Origin of the sequence: Rhizobium sp. S163 (genome assembly GCF_030380805.1) — a bacterium.
Lineage (GTDB): Bacteria > Pseudomonadota > Alphaproteobacteria > Rhizobiales > Rhizobiaceae > Rhizobium.
On the sequence record NZ_JAUDSA010000007.1, the window covers coordinates 238922 to 259602 of the forward strand.

The 20681-nt window shown below is 58.3% G+C and carries 21 protein-coding genes; 11 read left to right on the forward strand and 10 right to left on the reverse strand.

The window, feature by feature from the left end; genetic code table 11:
• The first annotated feature begins 61 nt into the window (after nucleotides 1-61).
• The 5 genes from QTL96_RS09795 (at nucleotide 62) to QTL96_RS09815 (ending at nucleotide 4767) form a co-directional block, all read left to right on the forward strand.
• Nucleotides 62-1234 carry an ABC transporter substrate-binding protein gene (locus tag QTL96_RS09795; protein ID WP_289727612.1) on the forward strand — a complete coding sequence of 391 codons (1173 nt, stop codon included), beginning with the start codon at nucleotides 62-64 and terminating at the stop codon, nucleotides 1232-1234.
• A gap of 196 nt (nucleotides 1235-1430) precedes the next feature.
• The gene (locus QTL96_RS09800) at nucleotides 1431-2294 is read left to right on the forward strand and encodes a branched-chain amino acid ABC transporter permease (RefSeq protein WP_113197817.1); all 864 of its coding nucleotides are present in this window, start codon (nucleotides 1431-1433) and stop codon (nucleotides 2292-2294) included.
• 13 nt (nucleotides 2295-2307) lie between these two features.
• Nucleotides 2308-3309, forward strand: coding sequence for a branched-chain amino acid ABC transporter permease (locus tag QTL96_RS09805; RefSeq protein WP_289727613.1), 1002 nt, complete (start codon nucleotides 2308-2310; stop codon nucleotides 3307-3309).
• Entirely contained in the window at nucleotides 3306-4070 is a 765-nt protein-coding gene (locus QTL96_RS09810; protein WP_289727614.1) for an ABC transporter ATP-binding protein, read from the forward strand. Before QTL96_RS09805 ends, QTL96_RS09810 begins: the two co-directional genes overlap by 4 nt.
• A complete protein-coding gene (locus QTL96_RS09815; protein WP_112820843.1) occupies nucleotides 4051-4767 on the forward strand; it encodes an ABC transporter ATP-binding protein in 717 nt (238 codons plus the stop codon). The genes QTL96_RS09810 and QTL96_RS09815 overlap by 20 nt, the downstream gene beginning before the upstream one ends.
• A 41-nt stretch (nucleotides 4768-4808) precedes the next feature.
• Here QTL96_RS09815 and QTL96_RS09820 read toward each other — a convergent pair whose 3' ends face one another.
• A complete protein-coding gene (locus tag QTL96_RS09820; protein ID WP_289727615.1) occupies nucleotides 4809-5171 on the reverse strand; it encodes a hypothetical protein in 363 nt (120 codons plus the stop codon).
• Nucleotides 5172-5694: 523 nt separating this feature from the next.
• Between QTL96_RS09820 and QTL96_RS09825 the strand changes: the two genes are divergently transcribed.
• The gene (locus tag QTL96_RS09825) at nucleotides 5695-6606 is read left to right on the forward strand and encodes a hypothetical protein (protein ID WP_289727616.1); all 912 of its coding nucleotides are present in this window, start codon (nucleotides 5695-5697) and stop codon (nucleotides 6604-6606) included.
• A 218-nt stretch (nucleotides 6607-6824) separates the two neighbouring features.
• On the opposite strand, the gene QTL96_RS09830 is transcribed toward QTL96_RS09825, so the two are convergent.
• The 5 genes from QTL96_RS09830 to QTL96_RS09850 form a co-directional block, all read right to left on the reverse strand.
• Nucleotides 6825-7910 (reverse strand): alpha/beta fold hydrolase, encoded by a 1086-nt coding sequence (locus QTL96_RS09830; RefSeq protein WP_289727617.1) that lies wholly within the window; start codon nucleotides 7908-7910, stop codon nucleotides 6825-6827.
• Nucleotides 7911-8244: 334 nt separating this feature from the next.
• The gene (locus tag QTL96_RS09835; RefSeq protein WP_289727618.1) at nucleotides 8245-10530 is read right to left on the reverse strand and encodes a xanthine dehydrogenase family protein molybdopterin-binding subunit; all 2286 of its coding nucleotides are present in this window, start codon (nucleotides 10528-10530) and stop codon (nucleotides 8245-8247) included.
• A complete protein-coding gene (locus QTL96_RS09840) occupies nucleotides 10527-11516 on the reverse strand; it encodes a xanthine dehydrogenase family protein subunit M (protein ID WP_289727619.1) in 990 nt (329 codons plus the stop codon). Before QTL96_RS09840 ends, QTL96_RS09835 begins: the two co-directional genes overlap by 4 nt.
• Nucleotides 11513-12046, reverse strand: coding sequence for a 2Fe-2S iron-sulfur cluster-binding protein (locus QTL96_RS09845; protein WP_113197825.1), 534 nt, complete (start codon nucleotides 12044-12046; stop codon nucleotides 11513-11515). Before QTL96_RS09845 ends, QTL96_RS09840 begins: the two co-directional genes overlap by 4 nt.
• Nucleotides 12047-12202: 156 nt before the next feature.
• The gene (locus QTL96_RS09850) at nucleotides 12203-13222 is read right to left on the reverse strand and encodes an XdhC family protein (protein ID WP_289727620.1); all 1020 of its coding nucleotides are present in this window, start codon (nucleotides 13220-13222) and stop codon (nucleotides 12203-12205) included.
• 222 nt (nucleotides 13223-13444) lie between these two features.
• Here QTL96_RS09850 and QTL96_RS09855 point away from each other — a divergent pair, with 222 nt between their 5' ends.
• The 3 genes from QTL96_RS09855 to QTL96_RS09865 all read left to right on the forward strand — a co-directional run bounded on the left by QTL96_RS09855 (nucleotide 13445) and on the right by QTL96_RS09865 (nucleotide 15786).
• The gene (locus tag QTL96_RS09855) at nucleotides 13445-14044 is read left to right on the forward strand and encodes a TetR/AcrR family transcriptional regulator (RefSeq protein ID WP_113197827.1); all 600 of its coding nucleotides are present in this window, start codon (nucleotides 13445-13447) and stop codon (nucleotides 14042-14044) included.
• A gap of 92 nt (nucleotides 14045-14136) precedes the next feature.
• Nucleotides 14137-14748, forward strand: a complete 612-nt coding sequence (locus tag QTL96_RS09860; RefSeq protein WP_289727621.1) for a nucleotidyltransferase family protein — start codon at nucleotides 14137-14139, stop codon at nucleotides 14746-14748.
• Between the two features lie 228 nt (nucleotides 14749-14976).
• Nucleotides 14977-15786, forward strand: coding sequence for a mechanosensitive ion channel domain-containing protein (locus QTL96_RS09865; protein WP_112943108.1), 810 nt, complete (start codon nucleotides 14977-14979; stop codon nucleotides 15784-15786).
• A gap of 273 nt (nucleotides 15787-16059) precedes the next feature.
• Here QTL96_RS09865 and QTL96_RS09870 read toward each other — a convergent pair whose 3' ends face one another.
• Nucleotides 16060-16434 (reverse strand): GFA family protein, encoded by a 375-nt coding sequence (locus tag QTL96_RS09870; RefSeq protein WP_289727622.1) that lies wholly within the window; start codon nucleotides 16432-16434, stop codon nucleotides 16060-16062.
• Nucleotides 16435-17081: 647 nt separating this feature from the next.
• Here QTL96_RS09870 and QTL96_RS09875 point away from each other — a divergent pair.
• Nucleotides 17082-17561, forward strand: a complete 480-nt coding sequence (locus QTL96_RS09875; protein WP_289727623.1) for a pyridoxamine 5'-phosphate oxidase family protein — start codon at nucleotides 17082-17084, stop codon at nucleotides 17559-17561.
• 1007 nt (nucleotides 17562-18568) lie between these two features.
• Here the strand turns inward: QTL96_RS09875 and QTL96_RS09880 are convergent.
• On the reverse strand, nucleotides 18569-18760 hold the full coding sequence (locus QTL96_RS09880; RefSeq protein WP_289727647.1) for a hypothetical protein: 192 nt from the start codon (nucleotides 18758-18760) through the stop codon (nucleotides 18569-18571).
• A 228-nt stretch (nucleotides 18761-18988) separates the two neighbouring features.
• Here QTL96_RS09880 and QTL96_RS09885 point away from each other — a divergent pair, with 228 nt between their 5' ends.
• Nucleotides 18989-19177, forward strand: a complete 189-nt coding sequence (locus QTL96_RS09885; protein WP_112943113.1) for a hypothetical protein — start codon at nucleotides 18989-18991, stop codon at nucleotides 19175-19177.
• 199 nt (nucleotides 19178-19376) lie between these two features.
• On the opposite strand, the gene QTL96_RS09890 is transcribed toward QTL96_RS09885, so the two are convergent.
• Both QTL96_RS09890 and QTL96_RS09895 read right to left on the reverse strand, forming a co-directional pair.
• Nucleotides 19377-19787, reverse strand: a complete 411-nt coding sequence (locus tag QTL96_RS09890) for a TIGR02588 family protein (RefSeq protein ID WP_289727624.1) — start codon at nucleotides 19785-19787, stop codon at nucleotides 19377-19379.
• A gap of 8 nt (nucleotides 19788-19795) precedes the next feature.
• Nucleotides 19796-20665, reverse strand: coding sequence for a TIGR02587 family membrane protein (locus QTL96_RS09895; protein WP_289727625.1), 870 nt, complete (start codon nucleotides 20663-20665; stop codon nucleotides 19796-19798).
• Between the last annotated feature and the right edge of the window lie 16 nt (nucleotides 20666-20681).

The window sequence follows — 20681 nt, forward strand, 5'->3', positions numbered from 1 at the left end:
TTGCATGACAAACTGGCCTGAAAACTAAGGCGTTGGAGTCGCCTAAAAGGGAGAGAGAAGAATGAGGAAGCTGCTTCTGGCCGCCGCCGCGGCCCTGCTCATGGGTTCGGGCGCTTATGCCGACACGATCAAGGTCGGCGTAGTGGGGCCGTTCTCCGGTCCGTTCGCCTTGCAGGGCAAGAATTTCAAGGCCGGGATCGACGCCTACATGGCGACCAACGGAAACAAGGTCGGCGATAACACGGTCGAGATCATCTATCGCGACCTCCCGGCCGCCGACCCCGCGCAGTCGAAGTCGCTCGCCCAGGAGATGGTGGTCAAGGAAAAGGTCCAGTATCTGGCTGGCTTCTATTTCACCCCTGATGCGATGGCCGTCACGCCGATCCTGAAGCAGGCCAATACGCCGCTGGTGGTCATGAACGCTGCGACCTCTGCTATCGTCACAAAGAGCCCGTTGGTCGTGCGCACCTCCTTTACAACTTGGCAGACATCGACACCGATGGCGCAGGTTGCCTTTGACAAGGGCGTCAAAAAGATCATCTCGGTAGTCAGCGACTACGGACCGGGCGTCGACGCCGAAAACGCCTTCAAGGCGGGCTTTGAGAAGGCGGGCGGCGAAGTCGTCGAGGCGATCCGCATGCCGCTTGCGACCAACGATTTCAGCCCGATCATGCAGCGCATCAAGGATTCCGGCGCTCAAGGGGTTTTCGCCTTCCTGCCGTCAGGCCCGACGACGCTCGGCTTCGTCAAGGCCTATAACGAGAACGGGCTGAAGGGCGCCAATATCCAGCTCTTCGCCCCCGGCGACCTGACGCAGGAATCCGACCTGCCGGCGCTCGGCGATGCGGCACTCGGCATGCTCACCACCTTCCACTACGCTGTCTCGCACGATTCCCCTGAGAACAAGGCTTTCGTCGAGGCGGCCAACAAGGCGATCGGTAACCCGGCGGAACTCACCTTCCCTGCTGTCGGCGCCTATGACGGCATGCATGTCATCTACAAGATGATCGAAGCGACCGGCGGCAAGCAGGATGCGCAAAAAGCTGTCGACGCGGTCAAGGGCCTTACCTGGACCAGCCCGCGCGGTCCTGTTTCCATCGATCCCGAGAGCCGCCACATCACGCAGAACATCTATCTGCGCGAGGTTGCCAAGGGTGACGACGGCAAGTTCATCAACAAGGAAATCCAGACCTTCGAGAAGCAGGGCGATCCGGGCCTTGCTGCTATGAAGTGAGCAACGCCGCCGGCGGGCCTTTGCGTCCGTAGCCCCTCACCCTACCCTCTCCCCGCTGGGAGGAGGAGAACGAGTGGCTAACTCAGAAATCCCTTCTCCCCTGGGGGAGAAGGTGCGGGCAGGCAGATGGGGGGGGGGCGCGGGCACCTCGCTATCTTGATCGCCGCCTGCCGATAACAAGGACCATACCGAACCCATGCAAACTGTCTTCAGCATAGCCGTCGACGCGCTCGCCTATGGCATGGTGCTGTTCGTGATCTCGATCGGCCTTTCGGTGACCATGGGCCTGATGCGGGTCGTCAACCTCGCGCACGGCGCCTTTGCGATGATCGGTGGCTATATTGCCTCCTATGCGGTGCGCGACCTTGGGCTTGGTTATGGCATCGGCGTCATCGCCGCCGTGGTCGGCACGATCATCATTGCCATTCCGATGGAGCGTTTCCTTTATCGCCGCATATACGGGGCGCCTGAGTTGACGCAGGTGCTGATGACGATCGGCATCACCTTTTGCATCATCGGCATCGCCAACTATGCGATGGGGCCGACGCTGAAAACCATTCCGCTGCCTGAAGGCCTACAGGGCTCCGCCAATCTGGGCTTCCGCACCATCCCGGTTCACCGGCTCTTCGCGATCGTTTGCGGCCTTGGCGTCGCCGTAGCACTTTGGTTCACGATCGAACGCACGAGCTTCGGGGTGAAACTGCGGGCCTCGGTCGACAATGCCGCCATGGCCGCGGCACTTGGAGTGCGAACCGAAATCATATACGCGCTGAGTTTTGCTGTCGCCGTCGGCCTCGCCGCCTTCGGCGGCGTCGTGGGAGCCGAACTGCTGCCGGTCGAGCCCTATTACGCGCTGCGCTATATGGTGACTTTCCTGGTCGTCGTCTCGGTCGGCGGCGCTGGCTCGATCCCCGGTGCGTTGATCGCCTGCCTGGTGCTTGGCGGCATCGACACGACCGGCCGATACCTGATGCCCGAGTTCGGCGAGTTTTTCTTCTATCTCGCCGTTATCGCCATCATCTGCATTTTCCCGCGCGGCTTTGCCGGAAGGGCGAAATAGGGTGACGCTCGCCATGAATACCAGTACCGACACGACCGCTGCTGCTGTCCGACGTCACCGCTCCGCGGGACGCGATCTCGCGGGCATCGCCGTAATCATTCTGCTTGCCGGAATCGGCTACGTGCTGTTTCCCGACAATCTGGCGCTTTTGACGCGCATCATCGCCATTGCGCTGCTGGTGCTGTCGCTCGACCTCGTCACCGGCTATTGCGGCATCGCCACACTCGGCCACGCCGCGCTGTTCGGCAGCGGCGCCTATGCGGCGGGGATCGTATCCGCTCATTATGGCATCACCGATCCGCTGTTGATGACGCTGGCAGGGATCCTGGGCGGCGCGGTCGCGGGGCTGATCTGTGGCGCGATCATCCTGCGTGCCCATGGGTTGCCGCAGCTGGTACTGTCGATCGCGCTGATCAACCTCTTCCACGAGTTGGCCAACAAGGCCTCCTCCTGGACGGGCGGCAGCGACGGCCTGTCCGGCATTTCCGCCGATCCTTTGCTCGGCTATTTCGAGTTCGATCTCTATGGCCACACCGCCTATGTATTCGGCGTCGTGCTGTTACTTGCCGTTTTCATATTGCTGCGCCTGCTGGTGCGCTCTCCCTTCGGCATGCTCTGCCGTGGTATCAAGGAAGACCCGCTGCGCATCAAGGCGATGGGCGCATCGCCCAAGGTCGCGCTGATGAAAATGTATGTGATATCGGGCGCGGTCGCCGGGGTTGGCGGGGCGCTGACCGCGATCTCGACCCAGGTCGTCGGCCTCGACAGCCTGTCCTTCACCCTCTCGGCCGAAAGCCTCGTCATGCTCGTGCTCGGCGGCACCGGCTCGCTGTTCGGCGCGCTCTCGGGAACCGTGATCTTCATGCTGTTTGAGGATTACGTGTCGGCCGCCAATCCCTTCCACTGGCTGACCATGGTCGGCGCGCTGCTGATTGTCGTCGTACTCTTCGCACCGAAGGGCATTTACGGAACGGCCGCCGCCCTGCTTTCGCGACGCAAGGAGGCTGCGGAATGAGCGCCGTCTTCGAAGTCGCCAACCTGAAGAAATCCTTCGGCGGCCTAGCCGTCACCAACGACGTCTCGATCTCGATGCAGCCGGGCGACCGCGTCGCGCTGATCGGCCCGAACGGCGCGGGCAAGACCACCTTCGTCAATCTTGTCACCGGCAATCTGGCGCCCGATTCCGGTGATGTCCGCCTGGGGGGCGAGACCGTGACCCGGGTGGATGCGGCCGGCCGCGTCAAGCGTGGACTGGTCCGCTCCTTCCAGGTCACCCGGCTTTTCCAGGACATGACGTCGGCCGAGCACGTCGCGCTTGCTATCCTGCAGCGAGACGGACGGACGGGCCGCATGTTCGGCAACTTCCTATCGATGCCCGGTGTCATGGACGAGGTGACCGGCATGCTGCACACGCTGGGCCTCGAGAACCTGATGCACCGCAAGGTCAACGAGATCGCCTACGGCCAGCAGCGCCTGCTGGAGATCGCCGTCGCCATGGCGCTTAAGCCTAAGGTTCTCCTGCTCGACGAACCAGCCGCCGGCGTGCCACAGAGCGACACCGGACGTATCGAACAGGCGTTGGCAGACCTGCCTGCCGATCTTGCCGTGCTAATGATCGAGCACGACATGGACCTCGTCTTTCGCTTCGCCAAGCGTGTGATTGTGCTCGCCGCCGGCGCCATCATTTTCGACGGTTCGCCCGCCGATGTCACTCGGGATGCCCGCGTGCGCGAAGCCTATCTTGGGAGCTATGCCAATGCCAGCGACGTCGCTTGAGGTCGAGAACCTGTCGGCCGGATATGGCCCTACCCGCGTCCTCGAACAGGTTTCCTTCTCGGTTCCAGCCGGGGCGCGCCTTGCGGTGCTCGGCCGCAACGGCATGGGCAAAACCACGCTGCTTGCGACGCTTGCCGGCCAGACGAGACGCTACGATGGACGCATCAGGCTTGGCTCCGCCGATGTCACGGCGATGCCGAGCGCGTCGAGAGCGCACAGCGGATTGGGCTATGTGCCGCAGGCGCGCTGCATCTTCCCGACACTGACAGTCGAGGAGAACCTCTTCGTTGGCCTGAAGGGACGCCCCAGGACGGCGCTGGAGGAGGCATACCAGATGTTTCCGCGTCTCAAGGAGCGCCGCCGCAATCTCGGCAACCAGCTTTCCGGCGGCGAGCAGCAAATGCTTTCCACCGCGCGCTCCATTCTCGGCAGACCCTCGGTACTGTTGTTGGACGAGCCGTTGGAGGGGCTGGCGCCCGTCATATGCGAAGAACTGATGATGGCTTTCTCCCAACTTGCCAAGACCGGCGACATGACCATCCTGCTCGTCGAGCAGCGCATCCAAAGCGCGCTGGAATTCGCCGATCAGGTGATTATTCTGGAACGAGGGCGGCTTGCCTGGAGCGGCACACCGCAAGCGCTGTCGCAGGACCACGTGGCTGTAGAACGATTGCTCGGTGTCGGCGGCCTCCATTGATCGTTGAGAGTAGCAATCATTCGATGAAAATGGGCTCGTGGTTACTTGGTTTTCTCGGTTCCATTGGGCGTGGTGACCTGCGTCTGGCCGCTGCCGCTACCACTCGGCGTAGGCGACGTGTCTGTGGCCTCAGGGGGACGACTGCTGCCGTCGGCTGCGTTGTTGTCGAAAGCGCCGGGCCCCGATGGCTGTGAATTGATCGGATCGGGCTTTGTTGACGCCGTCTGACCAGCGTCCCGATCAATGCTCTCGCCCCAAATTTCCACCCCCCCCCAAGCGAGCAGTGCTAACAGCATGCCACAAACGAGAACGATGAAAACCGGCTTGCCATAACTGCCCTGACGGGCCTCCGTGGCGGTTTCTGTGACACTCGGGGGTCCGGCGTCGTTGTTTTTCATGACCATGCTCAGCCTCCTGTAGAAGCTCGCTCACAACAGGACCACTCCTGTCGCTTCTTCGTGAACGAGCCTGGAATACCGGGCAACCCGCTCGCGACGCGATCGTTAGAGAACAACGCCCACGGCGATAAAAGGTCCCGGCATTTCTCACAAATAGGACTGACGGTTGGAGCAATGCCCATCAAGGCCGGGTCAGAGCGTAAGACCTGCCGATAGTGATCAAGGCTCGATCGAGGCGTCGGCGAGACGTGTTCCAGACGAGAACTTTGCTACTGGAAGCACACCAAATCCCGAAATTGATCCGGTATCTACATCTGCAAACGCCCGTTCGGGCATCCAACACCTTTGCATACCATCTCAACCCAGACGCGCCTTCGGAACTCTTAAGCAAAGCCGACGTTAGACGATCGCAAACTATGCATATCAATTGGAGAATTCATCATGGGTCGCGGCATTCTACTCTGGCTTCTTGGCGTTCCACTGCCGATCATCATCCTCCTCGCTATCTTCATGCGTTAGGAGAAGAACGATGTCTCTTTCGCAAACACAGGGCACGCTTCCAGTCGAATCCTCCAAATCCGCCGTGTCATGGGGCCCTATTTTAGGTGGTGCCTTTGCCGCAGTTGGCGTTACCCTCATCCTTTTACTCCTTGGGTCTGGCGTTGGCTTGACGATGGTATCGCCATGGTCGGGTGAGAGCAGTTCGGCAGCAACGGTCGGCGTAACAGCTGCGATCTGGCTCATTGTTGTACAGTGGCTCTCGTCGGCCCTTGGCGGCTACCTGACTGGACGGCTGCGCACGAAATGGGCGGCCATCCATACGGAAGAAGTGTTCTTCCGCGATACGGCCCACGGTTTTATCAGTTGGGCTGTGGCGACCGTGTTCGTGGTCGGTTTTCTTGCTTCGTCGCTGACCTCGCTTGCCAGCGCAGGGGCAAGTGCCGCGGGTGTGGCGGTTACCGCGGCCGGCACAGCAGGAACGGCTGCTGCGGCGTCTTCGACCTCGACATTGCCAGATCTCTCAACGTCCTACTTCACCGACGCCCTTTTGCGGCCCGAGCGCGTTAGCGCGAATGCTTCAAGGGATGACGGCGCGGCTGCGGCCGAGGTTTCGCGAATTCTACTGAACGATGCCGCAAAGGGCGAAGTACCGGAGAGTGACAAGAGCTACATCGCGAACATCGTTGCCGCTCGCACCGGATTGTCGGAGACAGACGCCCGTGCCCGCGTTGATACCGTGTTGAAGCAGATCGACGATGCCAGGGTCGCCACTCAGGCTGCCGCCGACAAGGCTCGCAAGGCTGCCGCCACAACGGCGCTCATCGGATCGATCTCGCTCCTTATCGGCGCTTTCATCTCGAGTGCCGCTGCCGCCCTCGGCGGTCGCCAGCGCGACGATGACGAGGATATCCTCCTGACGAGCCGCGGACCGCTTGTCTAAATTCGGAACCGAAACCGCCCCATCGAAAGTTCGCGTCGATGGGGCTGTTAGTTAGATGCATATTCAGCAGAGTTTGTCGCGCTGCTTGGCGTAAACAAACATAAAATGAGGTGGCAGCTACGACTGTCGCGACCGTGCGGATCTTTCAACTCATCGAGGACGGGATGACCGATCCATCGGATTTGTCTCGGGACCACGGCATGCGCGCAATTTGAATGTTAGTGCGCTAGGAGAGTGCCACCGATGCGGAAGGGAGCCGACACGACCGCACCCACGCCATTGAGCACTACAGCACCCGTACCAGCAACAGTGTTTTCGTTACCCGTATTCTGAAGCTGAGGATAAACAGCCGCCAACGCCGCAAAACGGTCGTGGTTTGTGCCTCCGACGGACGGCAGCGACGAAATGTCTATGACTTCCAAATTCTCCTCTTTCGCTAGTTTCTTGGTTCTGGGGTCGGCGATATCGAGCGATCCGGCAGTAGCCGCTGACCCTGCCAATCGCTTGGAAAGAGCAAGCGCCAAATCATCTTTCGATGCGAGGATGACCATCGGGTGGGAAAGTGGTTTGGTTGCAGCAAGCTGCTTTCTTAGGAGGTCGACATCAATGTCGGGAGCAGCTAGCACGACCTGGTCAATCTTGCCAAGCACGTCCTCTCGCCCCATTAGGCTAAGTTGCCGAATTGACTCCACTGCCAACCAAGCGCCCATACTGTGTGCCAGCAACGTGGTTCTGACGTTGGATTTTCCGAGATCGGTGAGAACTGAGACGAGGTCGTCGCGGGCAAATGCTGCTGAGTCTCGGTCAGCGACATATCCGGTGATGGTGGCCTGAGACGGCCAATCAAAAAGAATTGGCGAGCCGCTCACGCCGGAATCGGCCGACATTTGAGCAAGGCGAAAGAGCGCTTCTTGGTAGTTGTAGTTGTAACCATGGATGAAGATGCCTGCCGACTGAGCCGAGGCTCCGTTGGAGTGGGCTGCAGCGACAAACTGGTCCCTAGTGAGATCTTTTCTTTCAACAACGGCAAATGATTTTCTCGGATCGGGCTTTCCTTTAGGCCACTCGATCTCCGGAGGCTTGTGTGCAGGAGGGATGGCGATCGTTACCTCGCGATACCGCAGTCTATCGGCACGCCCGGCTGTGAACGCATAGGAAGGACTGTCTGCTGGAACGCGGACCGAGGCTACAAGGATGGTAACGGTCTTTTGCCCCGCTGGCTTGGTAACCAGCGCCAGGGTCTCAGGCCCCGGGCGGGCGCAAGACGACAATACAAGTAGAACAAAAAGGATCGCAATACGCATAGGACCTCGGCTGAAAAACCGTTAGGTACCTACATCGCTTGCCACCAATTGGAATAGCGGACCGACCCGGGTTCACCTGAATTGGCGAGCTGTTGCCGTTCGGTCACGCCGCAATCGGAGAAAATGCAACCACTCTGCAGCCTGCACCCCGCGGCGTGACTTGCCCCCACTCCAGCAGCCGCAGTTGCGCCTACGAGAAACCCTTCAGGCTCCCACTCAAAAGTCTGGATTTCGTCAGTGGGCGCCAGGATTTGCTCGTATGCTTGCGCACCAGCGTGACGTCAATTGACGACGACCATCGCTCCCTGATCTGCTAAATGTCGATAGCCATCGTTCACAACACCTTGTCCAGCGTGATCGGCAGGTCACGCACCCGGATGCCGGTCGCGTTGTAAACTGCGTTCGCAACGGCCGCGCCGACCCCGGTAATGCCGATCTCGCCGATCCCGCGAGCACCCATCGGCGCCTGCGGATCGGGTATGTTTGTGTAAAGTATGTCGATCTTAGGAACGTCCATCTGCACCGGCACGTGATATTCGGCCAGCGAGGCATTGACTATCCGGCCGGTCCGCTCATCGAAATTTGTCTCTTCCGTAAGCGCCAGGCCAATGCCCATCACGATGCCCCCCTTGAACTGGCTGGTTGCCGTCTTGGCATTTAGTATCTGCCCGGCGTCGAAGGATCCGAGAAAACGCGACACACGGATTTCTCCCGTTACAGCACTAACCCGCACCTCACAAAACTGAGCGCCGTAAGAGTGCATGGAGAAAGCCTCCATTTCCGCCGGTGGCGGTGCCTCTGCCTGACAGACCAATTCAGAGCGTCCGGCACGGTTGAGAATAGACTGATAGCTCTCAAACCGGCTTTGATCGTCGCGATGACTTAGGCCACCGTCGCGTGTCTCGACATCGGCGAGCGACAGGCCAGCCAATGGCGAGTCGTTACCAGCGAGCTTGATCAATTCCTCGACAAAGACTTCAGTCGCCGCAATCACCGCACCACCGATCGATGCCGTTTGCGTCGATCCACCCGCAATTACGCCACGCGGTAAGCTGCTGTCGCCATATTCAAAGGTGACGTCCGCCATCGACACCCCGAGGCGGGCCGCGATATGTTGAGCTTGGGCTGTCGCAGTGCCCATCCCCATGTCATGCACGGCGGTCGATACGGTTACGTGACCATCTGCTGTCAACCTGATCTTCGCCGCGCCACCAGGGAAGCGATGGTAGGGATAGGTCGCGGTTGCGCAACCCATGCCAATGAGCCATTCGCCTTCGCGTCTTTCCCGCGGCGTTCGGCTGCGGTCACGCCATCCAAAAATCTCCGCTCCTTTCCCATAAGCTTCGGTCAGGTAGCGCGACGAAAATGCCTTGCCGGTGGTCGGGTCTTTTTCCGGCTCGATCCGGCGACGCAGTTCGATCGGATCGAGGCCAAGTTTTTCCGCCAGCTCGTCGATTGCACATTCGAGCGCGAAGGTCCCGACGGACTCACCCGGCGCGCGCATGAAGGTGTTGGCGAGCATGTCCATGTCGGCGACATCCTGAGCAAGCTTGAACGTCTTTGCCGCGTAGAGATGCCGGGCGGGGAAAGTAAACTGCTCTGGACAGGAGTTGTGCAGGGTCATCGCAGCGGTGCCGGTATGGATCAGTGCATCCAGCGTACCATCGGCCCGAGCGCCGAGCGCCACCCGCTGTTCCGTCACCGTGCGGCCACCGACGACGCGGAACACGCCTTCGCGTGACAGCATGATGCGCACCGGCCGCTCGGCCAGTTTCGAGGCAGCGATGGCGAGGATCTGATGATCCCACAGACATTTGCCCCCGAAGCCGCCACCGACATAGGGCGAGGTGACGCGCACCTTGCCGGGTTCCAGACCGAAAATATCGCCGAGTTGGCCAGCAGTCAGATCAAGCAACTGGCTGGCATCATGCAAGTGCAGCGCATCGCCCTTCCAGGCAACCGTCGCCGCATGCAGTTCGATGGCATTGTGGTTGTGCCGCGGGGTCCGATAGGTCAGGTCGACCTTGAACTCGGCATTGGCGAGCGCTTTTTCGGCATCGCCGATCTCCAGCACCGGCGGCTGACCAAGCAGCGTTTCCAACTGCCGCGGCGTTTGTTTCGCCTCATCGAACGAAGTCACGGCAGGCAGGCTTGCGTAGCTCGCCTTGATCAGCGAGGCGGCATAATCCGCCTGCTCCTGTGTTTCGGCCAGAACCAGCGCGATTGGCTGGCCGTTCCAGTGGATCTCGTCATTCTGCATCACCGGCAGGTCGCTGGCGCCCGCGGCCGTCGGAGAGGACATCATCAACGACGGCGCCTTCATGCGCGGTGCATTGTGATAGGTCATGACAAGGATGACGCCCGGGGCCGCTTCCGCAGCCATCACGTCGAGCTCCGTGATTTTGCCGCGCGCGACGCTGCTGAAGGCGAGAGCCGCATAACTGATGTTTTCATAGGCAAACTCCGCGGCAAAACGCGCCTTTCCCTGCACTTTCAGCGGACCGTCGACGCGCGAGACGGGCTGTCCGAGAGCACCATGTTTGCGCAAAATCGGATCGGGCGTGACGGCAGGCTGCCAGCGGCCGGGTTTGCCTTTATCGGCTTCAGGTTGGACGCTCATGCGTTGTCTCCCTTCAATTCGTCAAGCACGGCGACAATTGTGCGTTTCGCCAATTCAATCTTAAAGCCATTGTCGCCAAGAGCGACGGCATCGGCGAGTTCGGCTTCGGCGGAATCTCGGAAGCTCTCCGTACCGGCCACCTGCCCCTTCAGCGCAAGTTCCGCCTTCGTGGCTCGCCATGGCTTGTGGGCAACGCCGCCGAGCGCAAGGCGCACGTCACGCACCTTGCCCGCTTCGTCGATGTCGAGCGCAGCGGCGACCGATATAAGCGCGAAAGCATAGCTGGCGCGGTCGCGAACCTTTCTGTAGGTCGAGCGACGCGCAAAATCGAGTGGCGGGATTTCGATCGCGGTGATCAGTTCATCAGGCTGCAGTTCCGTTTCAATCTCTGGCCGATCGCCTGGCAGACGGTGCAGTTTGGCCAGCGGCATGCTGCGGCTGCCGCCCGCACCCTGCAGATGAACCACCGCATCAAGCGCGGCGAGAGCGACGCACATGTCCGACGGATGAGTGGCGACACAGCTATCAGATGCACCGAGAATTGCGTGGTAGCGATTGAACCCTTCAAGCGCGTCGCATCCTGCCTGTGGCTGGCGTTTATTGCAGCGCGCCGCATTGTCGTAAAAGTATCGGCAGCGGGTGCGTTGCAGAATATTGCCGCCGACCGTGGCGACGTTGCGGATCTGCGCGCTCGCGCCCGCGAGGATCGAGCGCGAGAGCAACGGGAAATCGGACCGAACTGCCGGATGCGCGGCGAGCGCGGTGTTTTTAGCGGCAGCGCCGATCAGGAGGCTGCCGTCGGCGCGCTGTTCGATGTCGCCGGGCAGGTGTGTGATGTCAACAAGCGTCTCCGGCTGTTCGACGGTTTCACGCATCAGATCGACGAGGTTTGTGCCACCGCCAATATATTTTGCGGCGGGGCCGGCTTTTTTCAAGGTAATCGCGGAAGCCGCGTCCGACGCCTGCTGATAGGAAAAGATATTCATGCCCGTACCCTTTCCTCGGTGGGAGCAGCCGTCTGGTGAGCCAGCGTTTCTGAGATTGCTTCGACAATGCCGTTGTAGGCGCCGCAACGACAGAGGTTGCCGCTCATGCGCTCGCGGATTTCACGCTCGTCGATCGGGGTATCGGCCGCGGTGAGATCGGCGGTCACGACGCTCGGGATGTTGCGTCCGATCTCGCCCGCCATCCCGATGGCGGAACAGAGCTGGCCCGGTGTGCAATAGCCGCATTGAAAGCCGTCATGTTCGATAAAGGCTTGCTGCAGCGGATGGAGGTTGCCATTGACCGCGAGCCCTTCAACCGTGGTGATGCTGCGGCCTTGATACTGGACCGCCAGGGCCAGACAGGAATTGATGCGCTCTCCATCCACCAAAACGGTGCAGGCGCCGCATGCTCCTTGATCACAACCCTTCTTGGTTCCCATCAAACCGAGATAATTGCGCACGAGATCTAGCAACGAGGTGCGGATGTCCGCCTCGATCTCGATATCGTCTCCATTGATGATAAAATGCATGAGACATCTCCTTTGACTGAAGAGCATTGAGGCTTGAAAAGCATTGGCGATGTTGAGCCGCAGCAACGAAACGGATGTTCGCGGCCATTTGATCCCTCGCGAGAAGAGATTTCTGCCGGTTCCGGGCAACAAGCCCGCACACCGGATGAGATCTGCTCAGGTCGGCATCAGTCCGGATTGGCGACAAGCGGCAATATCCGCGACCACCGAGAGCGCAAGCGTATGGGCGTCACGGGCGCGACTGAACAGGCCGATCGGCGCCTTGATCCGGTCGACCGCCTCCTGCGAATGTCCGCGCTCTCGAAGCCGCTCCATCCTCTTCTCGTGGGTTCGATTGCTGCCCAAAGCGCCCAAATAGAACGGGTGGGCGCGTAGAGCGGCTTCGAGGATCGGGAGTTCGAGATCAAGATCGTGCTGTAGAAGCGCTACGGCAGTGTCGGCGTCGATCAGCCGGTCGTCAGGTAGCTCACCGACAACCGCATCATGTAGGAGGACTTCGTAACCTGCTGCTCGAGAGACTTTGGCGGCAATCTCGACCTCCAGCGTGCGCCCGGAAAGGAGAACCCGAACGGCCGGACGATAACAGGTCAGAAAAGTCTCATTATCCCAACCGGCACCCGACATTCCAGCAACGAAGGAAAGCGATTGGTTGCTCGGACGATAAGCCAATCCAGCGGTTCTGCGACAGTTTAGACCTTCGATCACTTTTCGAATTGGTCCAATGTCCCGCAAAATGTGAACGGCAACAGTGACCCCGCCTCCACATGGCAAGACGATATCAAAGAACCGGGAGCCCTCGCCCAGCATGACGAACCGATCAGATCCTTTGGACATCGCTTGCAAAGCTTCGGCAGCGACAGCGGCTTCGGTACACCCTCCGGAGACATAACCGCAGTAATGGCCACCGTCGGTTACGGCCATATGAGCGCCAAGGGAACGGGACGAGCCACCGCGAATTTCAACAAGCGTGCACAATGTAACTTTTCGGCCGGCAAGTGCGGCCTGCAACGCGAAATCGAGAACCTCGATAGCAGAATCCGTCGAGAAAGCTCTAGCAGGCAGCGGCAATACTCCGTCGATGGAAGATCGTTGAAGTGGTGACGAGGAATTGTTTTGCCGCCAACGGAACGTCCTTCCCTGATCTGGGTTATGAATGCCTGGATGGTGCGAAATCATAACATCACTCCTACAGGCCTTAGCGGTTGAAAGGTCAAAAGACAGACCGTTCGGAATCCGCGCCCAGCACAGGTTGGCTTCATCGCCTGTTTTAGCAGTTTGGACATGACATCCATCCCAATCCTCAATAGAAGTTGGATGGCACCCCGGACAACCGGAGGAGCCTCCGTTTAAAGGTAGTGGCTGGCGTCGTTTCGTCAAGCCCCGTCATGGGGTTGGAAATTGTTACCAAAAGAGCATGCATCGCAATCCGAGGACCGGCCGAAGTTACGAGCAGATGCGCAGCGCAACCGCGCCAAGCTGGTCGAGGTCGCCTCGCAAGCCTTTGCTGATCGCGGTGCTGATGCATCGCTTGAAGAAATTGCCCGGCGGGCAGGCGTCGGTATCGGTACGCTTTATCGACACTTTCCGACCCGCGAACATCTCGTCGAGGTGGTCTACAGGCGTGAACTTGAATTGCTCGCCGGCGCCGCGAGCGAGCTCTTGGCCGACAATGCACCCGATATCGCGCTCGACAAGTGGATGCACCGTTTCGTCAGTTACATGGCGGCTAAGCGCGGCATGGCGAGCAGCCTGAAGCTGCTGTTCACCTCGAATTCCGCCCTGTTCACAGATGGAACGACGGTTATGACCGCCGCCTTCGACCAGCTTCTGCGTGCCGCAATCAGAGCGGGGACGGTAAAGGATGATCTTGAGGCCAGTGACGTTCTCTATACGCTCTTTGCAATCTACACGATCCCAGACGCCCCCGACTGGCGCGAGCGGGCGCATAAAATCGTTCGCCTGATCATGGACGGTTTACGCACTCGCCCGAAGGTCTGACAATCGGCCATCGTCGGTAAAATTCGATTGGAGCATGCCGCGTGAGCAACGAACAAGTTTTTCCCGGTCGGCCGGGCAGATCTGACATCTCCGTGGGCATCGTCATTCTCGCCGCTGGCAGATCGACGCGGATGTCGACTGATATCGGCCACAAACTGCTCGCGACATTTGGCGGTGTTCCGCTCGTGCGGCGTGTCGCCTTGCAGGCGATCGAAAGCAGGGCCAAACACGTCTACGCGGTCACCGGCTTCCGGCATGAAGAAATCGGAGACTGCCTTGCCGGCCTCGAAATCACGGTCACGTTCAATCCGGAGTTCGCATCCGGCATGGCAAGCTCTCTGGTCGCCGGCCTGAAAACCCCCGGAGTGATGGAGCATGATGGAATCCTGATACTATTAGCTGACATGCCGGCCATTACCGCACTCGATCTGGATCAACTGATTACCGCGTTCGAAACGTCGAACGGGCGCGCGGTGATACGCGCAAGCCACGCTGGCACTCCCGGCAATCCGGTCGTCCTACCAGGTGCGCTTTATCGGCAGGCCCTGCTATTGCAAGGCGATCGCGGCGCCAAGGGCCTCATCGAAAGCTCGGATCTCGACATCATCGAGGTAGAGATTGGTGAGGGAGCCACTATAGATATCGACACGAAGGAAGATCTCCAAAAGCATGGCGACACGTCGGACGGATACAACGCCGTTTAAACATGAGTTCTATGTTGCCTCTGTTGAAAACTCTGCTCCATACAGGCCGAAATTCAGCCTCGCTTCGCGACTGGCCCCGCCGCAAATTGCGCTCGCTCGATCGGCAACCAAATGGAATCTTCAGGCTGAATGAATGGTCCTAGTTGGCTTTGCCCGCGACAAAGAGGGAACCGGGCCGCCCGAACAGGGTTCTCTTCTTACAAGCCACAAACAGCAGGGGCAAGTTCCATGGAAACACCAGCCGCAAACGTTATCGTCGCCACACGGACTGCGTTTACCCAAGCCACCGCTCTTGCCGTACAATACGGGTTCTCGATCATCGGAGCCCTCCTCCTGCTCGTGGGAGGTTGGATGCTATCCGGCATCATCAGCAGATGGGCCTACCAGGGCATATCGCGGATCCACGGTATCGACGAAACTCTGGCAAGGTTCTTCGAAAATGTGCTGCACTACGGTCTTCTCGTTTTGGTCTTCGTCACTGTACTGGGCCAATTTGGCGTGCAGACTGCATCCATCATCGCCGCACTCGGCGCCGCTGGCCTGGCAGTCGGACTTGCGCTCCAAGGAACCCTTCAAAACATCGCGGCCGGAATCATGCTTCTCGTTCTTCGGCCTTTGCGGGTTGGCGAATACATCGAGACGGGAAACGTCAAAGGCTTCATCGTGGAAATCGGCTTGTTTGCTACGGAGATGAAGACTGCGGATGGCCTCTATCTCATGGCACCCAACTCTACCTTGTGGAATACACCGATAACCAATCACAGTCGCGAATCCAGCCGGCGACAAGAGCTATCCGTCGCTATTGGCAACGATACCGATGCCAATACGGTCAAGAAGGAAATAATGTCGATCGTGACCGCGGATCATCGCGTTCAGAAACAACCTCAACCTCGAGTTTTTTCCAACGATCTTACTGCAGACAAGACGGTTTTGACATTGCAGTACTGGGCACAGACGGCGCATTGGTCGGAAACGCGGTATGAACTTATCGACAGGCTTAAGGATGGGCTGGCCGCTAAGGGGGTCGCCCTTAAATAGTTCGACCAGATCCGCCCAGATTTCCGCCAGGCATGAACCTCGAGTTGGCCGGGGATGGCGGGCTATCTGTTATGTCCGCCGCTACCTCGTGCGTAATTCTGCATTCAGTCCCTGGCCTTGGGATTTTACGCCAGACCCATCACCAGTGAGGCGCCTGCTGCCGGCATCCTTCGAGGGTGATGCGAAGTTAGCGAAACGACCGGGAAGGAAGCAGGAAGACCGGGCCCAAATTGACCCGATGCATTGCGCAAGCTCACCTGATTTCCCACGCCTTCAACTGCGATCTTCATCGAACTGCTCCGCGCCAGTAATCGGCGAAAGCCAAGTCTCTCGACGTTTGACCCAAAGCTCATAGGTGGGTGCCAGGCTGGTCGGAGCATCGTAGAGGCAACCCAATTTGATTTCGGCGTCTCCAGCGTTCGCTGAAAAGACGCGTGACCCGCATCGAGAGCAAAAAGACCGTCCGGAATGTTCCTTGGTCTCTCCGCGGGTCTCGAACTGTTCAGCGGGCCAAACCGCAAAATAGGTGAACGCTGAGCCGCTCTCCTGGCGGCAGTCTGTACAGTGGCAAATACCAACTCGCTTCGGCTCGCCGCGAACCGCGATACGGACCTGACCACATAGGCATCCACCGTTGAATATTGGCATCAAACCCATCTCCGAAAGATAATCGCCCCATTAACGTCGGTTCCGCGCGTGCGTTCCGTTTTTCTCACTCGGTCAATTATATTGGATGGCGCCACGGAACTACGACGGTCGACATAGGTTGGGTACTACTGAGGAGCTCAAATGAGGAAACGACATGTTTACGAAAATCTTGACTGTATCTGTGATCTCGCTTGGCTTGGCCACTTCTGCCCTTGCCCAGTCATCCGGTAGCTCGGGAAACGGAGGAACAGGCACTTCTGGGAGTGCCGGAGCGTCCAGTGACACAGGTGCCGGAGCATCCGGGAACAACGGTCAGAACTCTGGCAATAGCACTACCGGTTCAGACAGCAACAATACAAATTCAAACAACAATAGTACAAATATGAACGGCCAAAATTCTGGCGCATCTGGCGGAGACGCGAACGACTGCGCTCGCCGCGATGCAGGTGGAACCACAAATCCGTCGACCAACAACAATGCGACAGCTACCGACCCCGCAAACACTTGCAAATAGCGGCGGCAACCATTGATCCCATCGAGCCTTGCCCCGAGCGAGGCTCGATGTGTGGTAGCCCTACAATGGCTGCTAATGGGACCAAGTCCCCTCACCCTCACCGGCCGTCAACTCAGATAATCTGGAGACAATCATGACAGATGACAGCAACCTCGACACGGTCTGGAACCTCGCCGAAAAGATCGGCTTTTGCATGCTGACCACTCAATCATCTGGAGAACTTCGTTCGCGTCCCATGGCCGCGCATGCGGAGCGTTTGGAGAACACGTTCTACTTTCTCACCGATGTAGACGGACACAAAGACGAAGAGATCGCTCAAAATCCGCAGGTTTGCCTGGCGTTTGCTGACAGCAAGGGACAGAAATACGTGTCCGTGTCGGGATCGGCGAAAGTGAGCGATGACAGAGGACGCATCAAGGAGCTGTGGTCAACACCGGCCAAGGCATGGTGGGACAGCCCGGACGATCCGTCCATCAGAGTGCTGAAGGTCACGCCTTCATTTGCCGAGTACTGGGACAGCCCCGGTACGATCGTGAGTTACATCAAGATGGCCGCAGCCGCAGTGAGCAACACAAAGCCTGACATGGGCGATAATGAAAAGGTCGATATGTAAGTAGGCAGGATCGTTTGATGCTGCGGGTTAAGTGCGAGCCTCGTTTGAGAAGAAACAAAGGTAGCTGGGGAGGCAGGTCACTTTCACTGAAAGCTCTGTGCCTCCAGTACCCCATCAGGCGCACCATCTAGAAGTAGCCAGGGCGACTTAAGTCGCACATATCGAGCAGTCCTGGAACTATTGATGACTATTGGCGTTAGAGTGCAGATTTTCAGATTTGAGGTTCGAAATGTCTGCCAAAGTAAGCGCTGACGAGCTCCGCCTTTTGAACCAAGTGCTACGCGATGCTGGCTATCTAGTCAGTGAACCTTCAGAAAGTGCTGAAACAAATATTGCCGCAATGTTGCTCGTCAAGCTTTTCACCGACGGGGTAACAGACCCGGCAGAATTGTCACGTCAACTCGAGTATCGGTTCGGAAAACATCCTCGAGCCGAACGAGGATTAGGCGAGTTCGTGCCAGACAATGCAATTCGTGGACTGACGTCACCTGAACACGCTGGGCGACGATCACCGAACTGGGGCATTCGAAGACCCTCTAACCCACCTTCCGCTGACACCTAACATTCCTTCTCTTCAGCGAAAATTTCCAGTCGACGCATGTATTGTTTCGCAGGCTAACCGCTCTCATCGGCTTGCGCCAAGGTTTCTTCGACGTCAGCCCGTTTCACCGTTTTGACCGACTTGCGAGCGCATGACGCTTCGACGGTGACTGACGCATAGACTGCCCTTTCCATCTGACCCTCATGGGCCTCCGCGCGATCTGGAGCGCGTGTTGAAGGTGTCGTTCGCACAGTATCCGGTGAAGAAATCGCAGCTTGGACAGGTCAGATGCTCGCCTGGCACTTCGTTGCCCGCAGCGAGAAACCGGAAAAACCGCTGCGTTCACCATCCCTGTCGCGTCCGGTTGGCACAAGCGCGATCTCCAAAGGCAAACTTCCAAACTTCCGAACAGTTCCGCAGAAGCTGTGACAGGTGATTGGCTGACTTCAGTTTCCTTAAGGATCGCCTACCGTCGACCTGACTTTGGTATGACTTCAAAAATCAGCCGCAGTTCGGTAATTGGGCGTTTTAGTTCGTCGAAGAGCTCCACCGACATAACGTTGACAGGTTCCTTAGGCAGCCCGTCCCGAGCCATCTCAGCGAGCGCGACATGGGCTTCACGAACGGCCTCTTCCTCAGATTCAAAATCAATCGACATATTCACCGGACCTTCTCCGGAGCCATCCATCACTTCCAGAAAATACCTCATGCCATGCTCCACCTTTGCTAGCCGGTACAGATATGTCCAACATCAGCCACGGAGAAATGACGGTATCGGTCGATCGTTCCAGATAGACAGCTGAAATCCTCCTCCACCCTCACCACCGGCGGTCTGATCGGGAAACCTTGACGTCGCTTCGACGTTGTTAAGTAGGAGGTAACAAACATGTCCCACTCACAAGACAATCGACAGGTCCGCATCCCCGGCCCGGGCTACAAGGATGTAGCGGAGCATTGCAGGAAGTTCGGCATCAATCCGGTTGAAGAACGAAAGTTAAAGAGGCTTCTGGGGAAGCACGCACCACTCCACGAAATTCACGCCAACGCCCCGCCTCGACTGCCGAAATTCCGGTGATCTGATGAGAAAGCAGAGCGAATTCGGGTTGAAGGCAGCAACGATGATCTTCCTCGTTGGATGCGCTGCGATTTTCACGGTGATTGTTGTCGGAGGAACGGTTGGCGAGCGGGTAGAGGACCATCGCGATCGAGTCTCCGTCACGGAACGGAAGTGATGCCTCGATGAAGTCGCGATTGACGCGTCCTTGGTTAGACAACTAAGGTTCATTAAATGAAGCTGCTCTGATCGCGATGGCTTTCCCGTATGGATTGTTTTGGAAGATGATTCCGCCCTTTGCCTTGGAATTACCTGGGACGTAATCGACTATCGTTTCAGCCACTTCGACCGATTTCGAACTATCCGAGAGCTCTGCCCGAACTGTCACCTGAGACGCCGTCTGGCTCGAGCCATTTTGGATTTCAAACAAAACCTGAAACCCTTCACTTCGCGCGTCAATCTGAAGTACAGCCCCGTGGAGGTCGGGAGACACGTCACGATCCATGATAGCATCCTTGGCAATCCAGATGATGACGATCAAGACAACCGCGGCAGATGAAGCTCCTGTTACCCATTCAATCCAATGGGGCTCGTTTGTCTCAATGTTTTTGCCAGGAGTGGTTTTCGTCATCTTGGCCTCTAAAGGATCAAGCGGGCAGCAGCGGCACCTATGGCGCCAGGAAAGCTCAAGATGATGATCATCATCAGGACTTGGGTAGTGCCGACATCGTCGGTGCGGTGAAAGGTCCAAAGGCAAAAAGCGCTTATCAATCCAGCGATGACATAGCCTGGGACCGTGAAGCGTACGAAGGCATGCCAGCCCGGCGTCCCCTCTGCAAGGTCGTGGCTTCCCCGGAATGAGAGTGCGTAAACAAAACTATGCATGAGAGCCAGGGAAGCGACAATTATCAGTAGCGCATGCCATGGCGTCATTTTGTATGACAGTAAGATCATCTCTTCCGTCGGTGCAACATTCAGGCTCAAAAAGAGCGCTCCAACTGCCATGAGGAATAGCTCTCCTGCATAACTGCTTTCCCGGTCGTGCAACGGGTCGTCAGTGTCGGCGTCATCATGTTGAGACTGCCCTCCCAATTGACTACGCCCAAGCATCGCACCAATGCTCGCCGGAACCGATTGCACCGCGATCATGCCGATGACTTCGTGAGGCGCTTGATCGGAGGTCACGACGCCCATCGCCACAAGTATGAGCCCGCTTGCAATGACGCCGAGGCAGTAGGCAACGCTGGCATCCCTTATGGCTTGACGCCAGGTTGCTGTTTCTTCGAACCCGACGCGATCGGAGAGGACGATAAGTAGAGGCACATTGAGGGCCATTAGGATCAATAGCCTCGTTCGGTCCATGTAGAAGCCGAGCTCCCACATTTCCATGGTCATCAGCATGGGCAAGGCGAACAAAAGGGCCCCAGCTGCTCCTCGCGCTATGCCGGCGAAAAATCTGCCAACGTCGAAACCGTTGGCAGCCGAACCCTGCGCGAAGTCTTCGTTCATAAGATCGGCTCCTGCC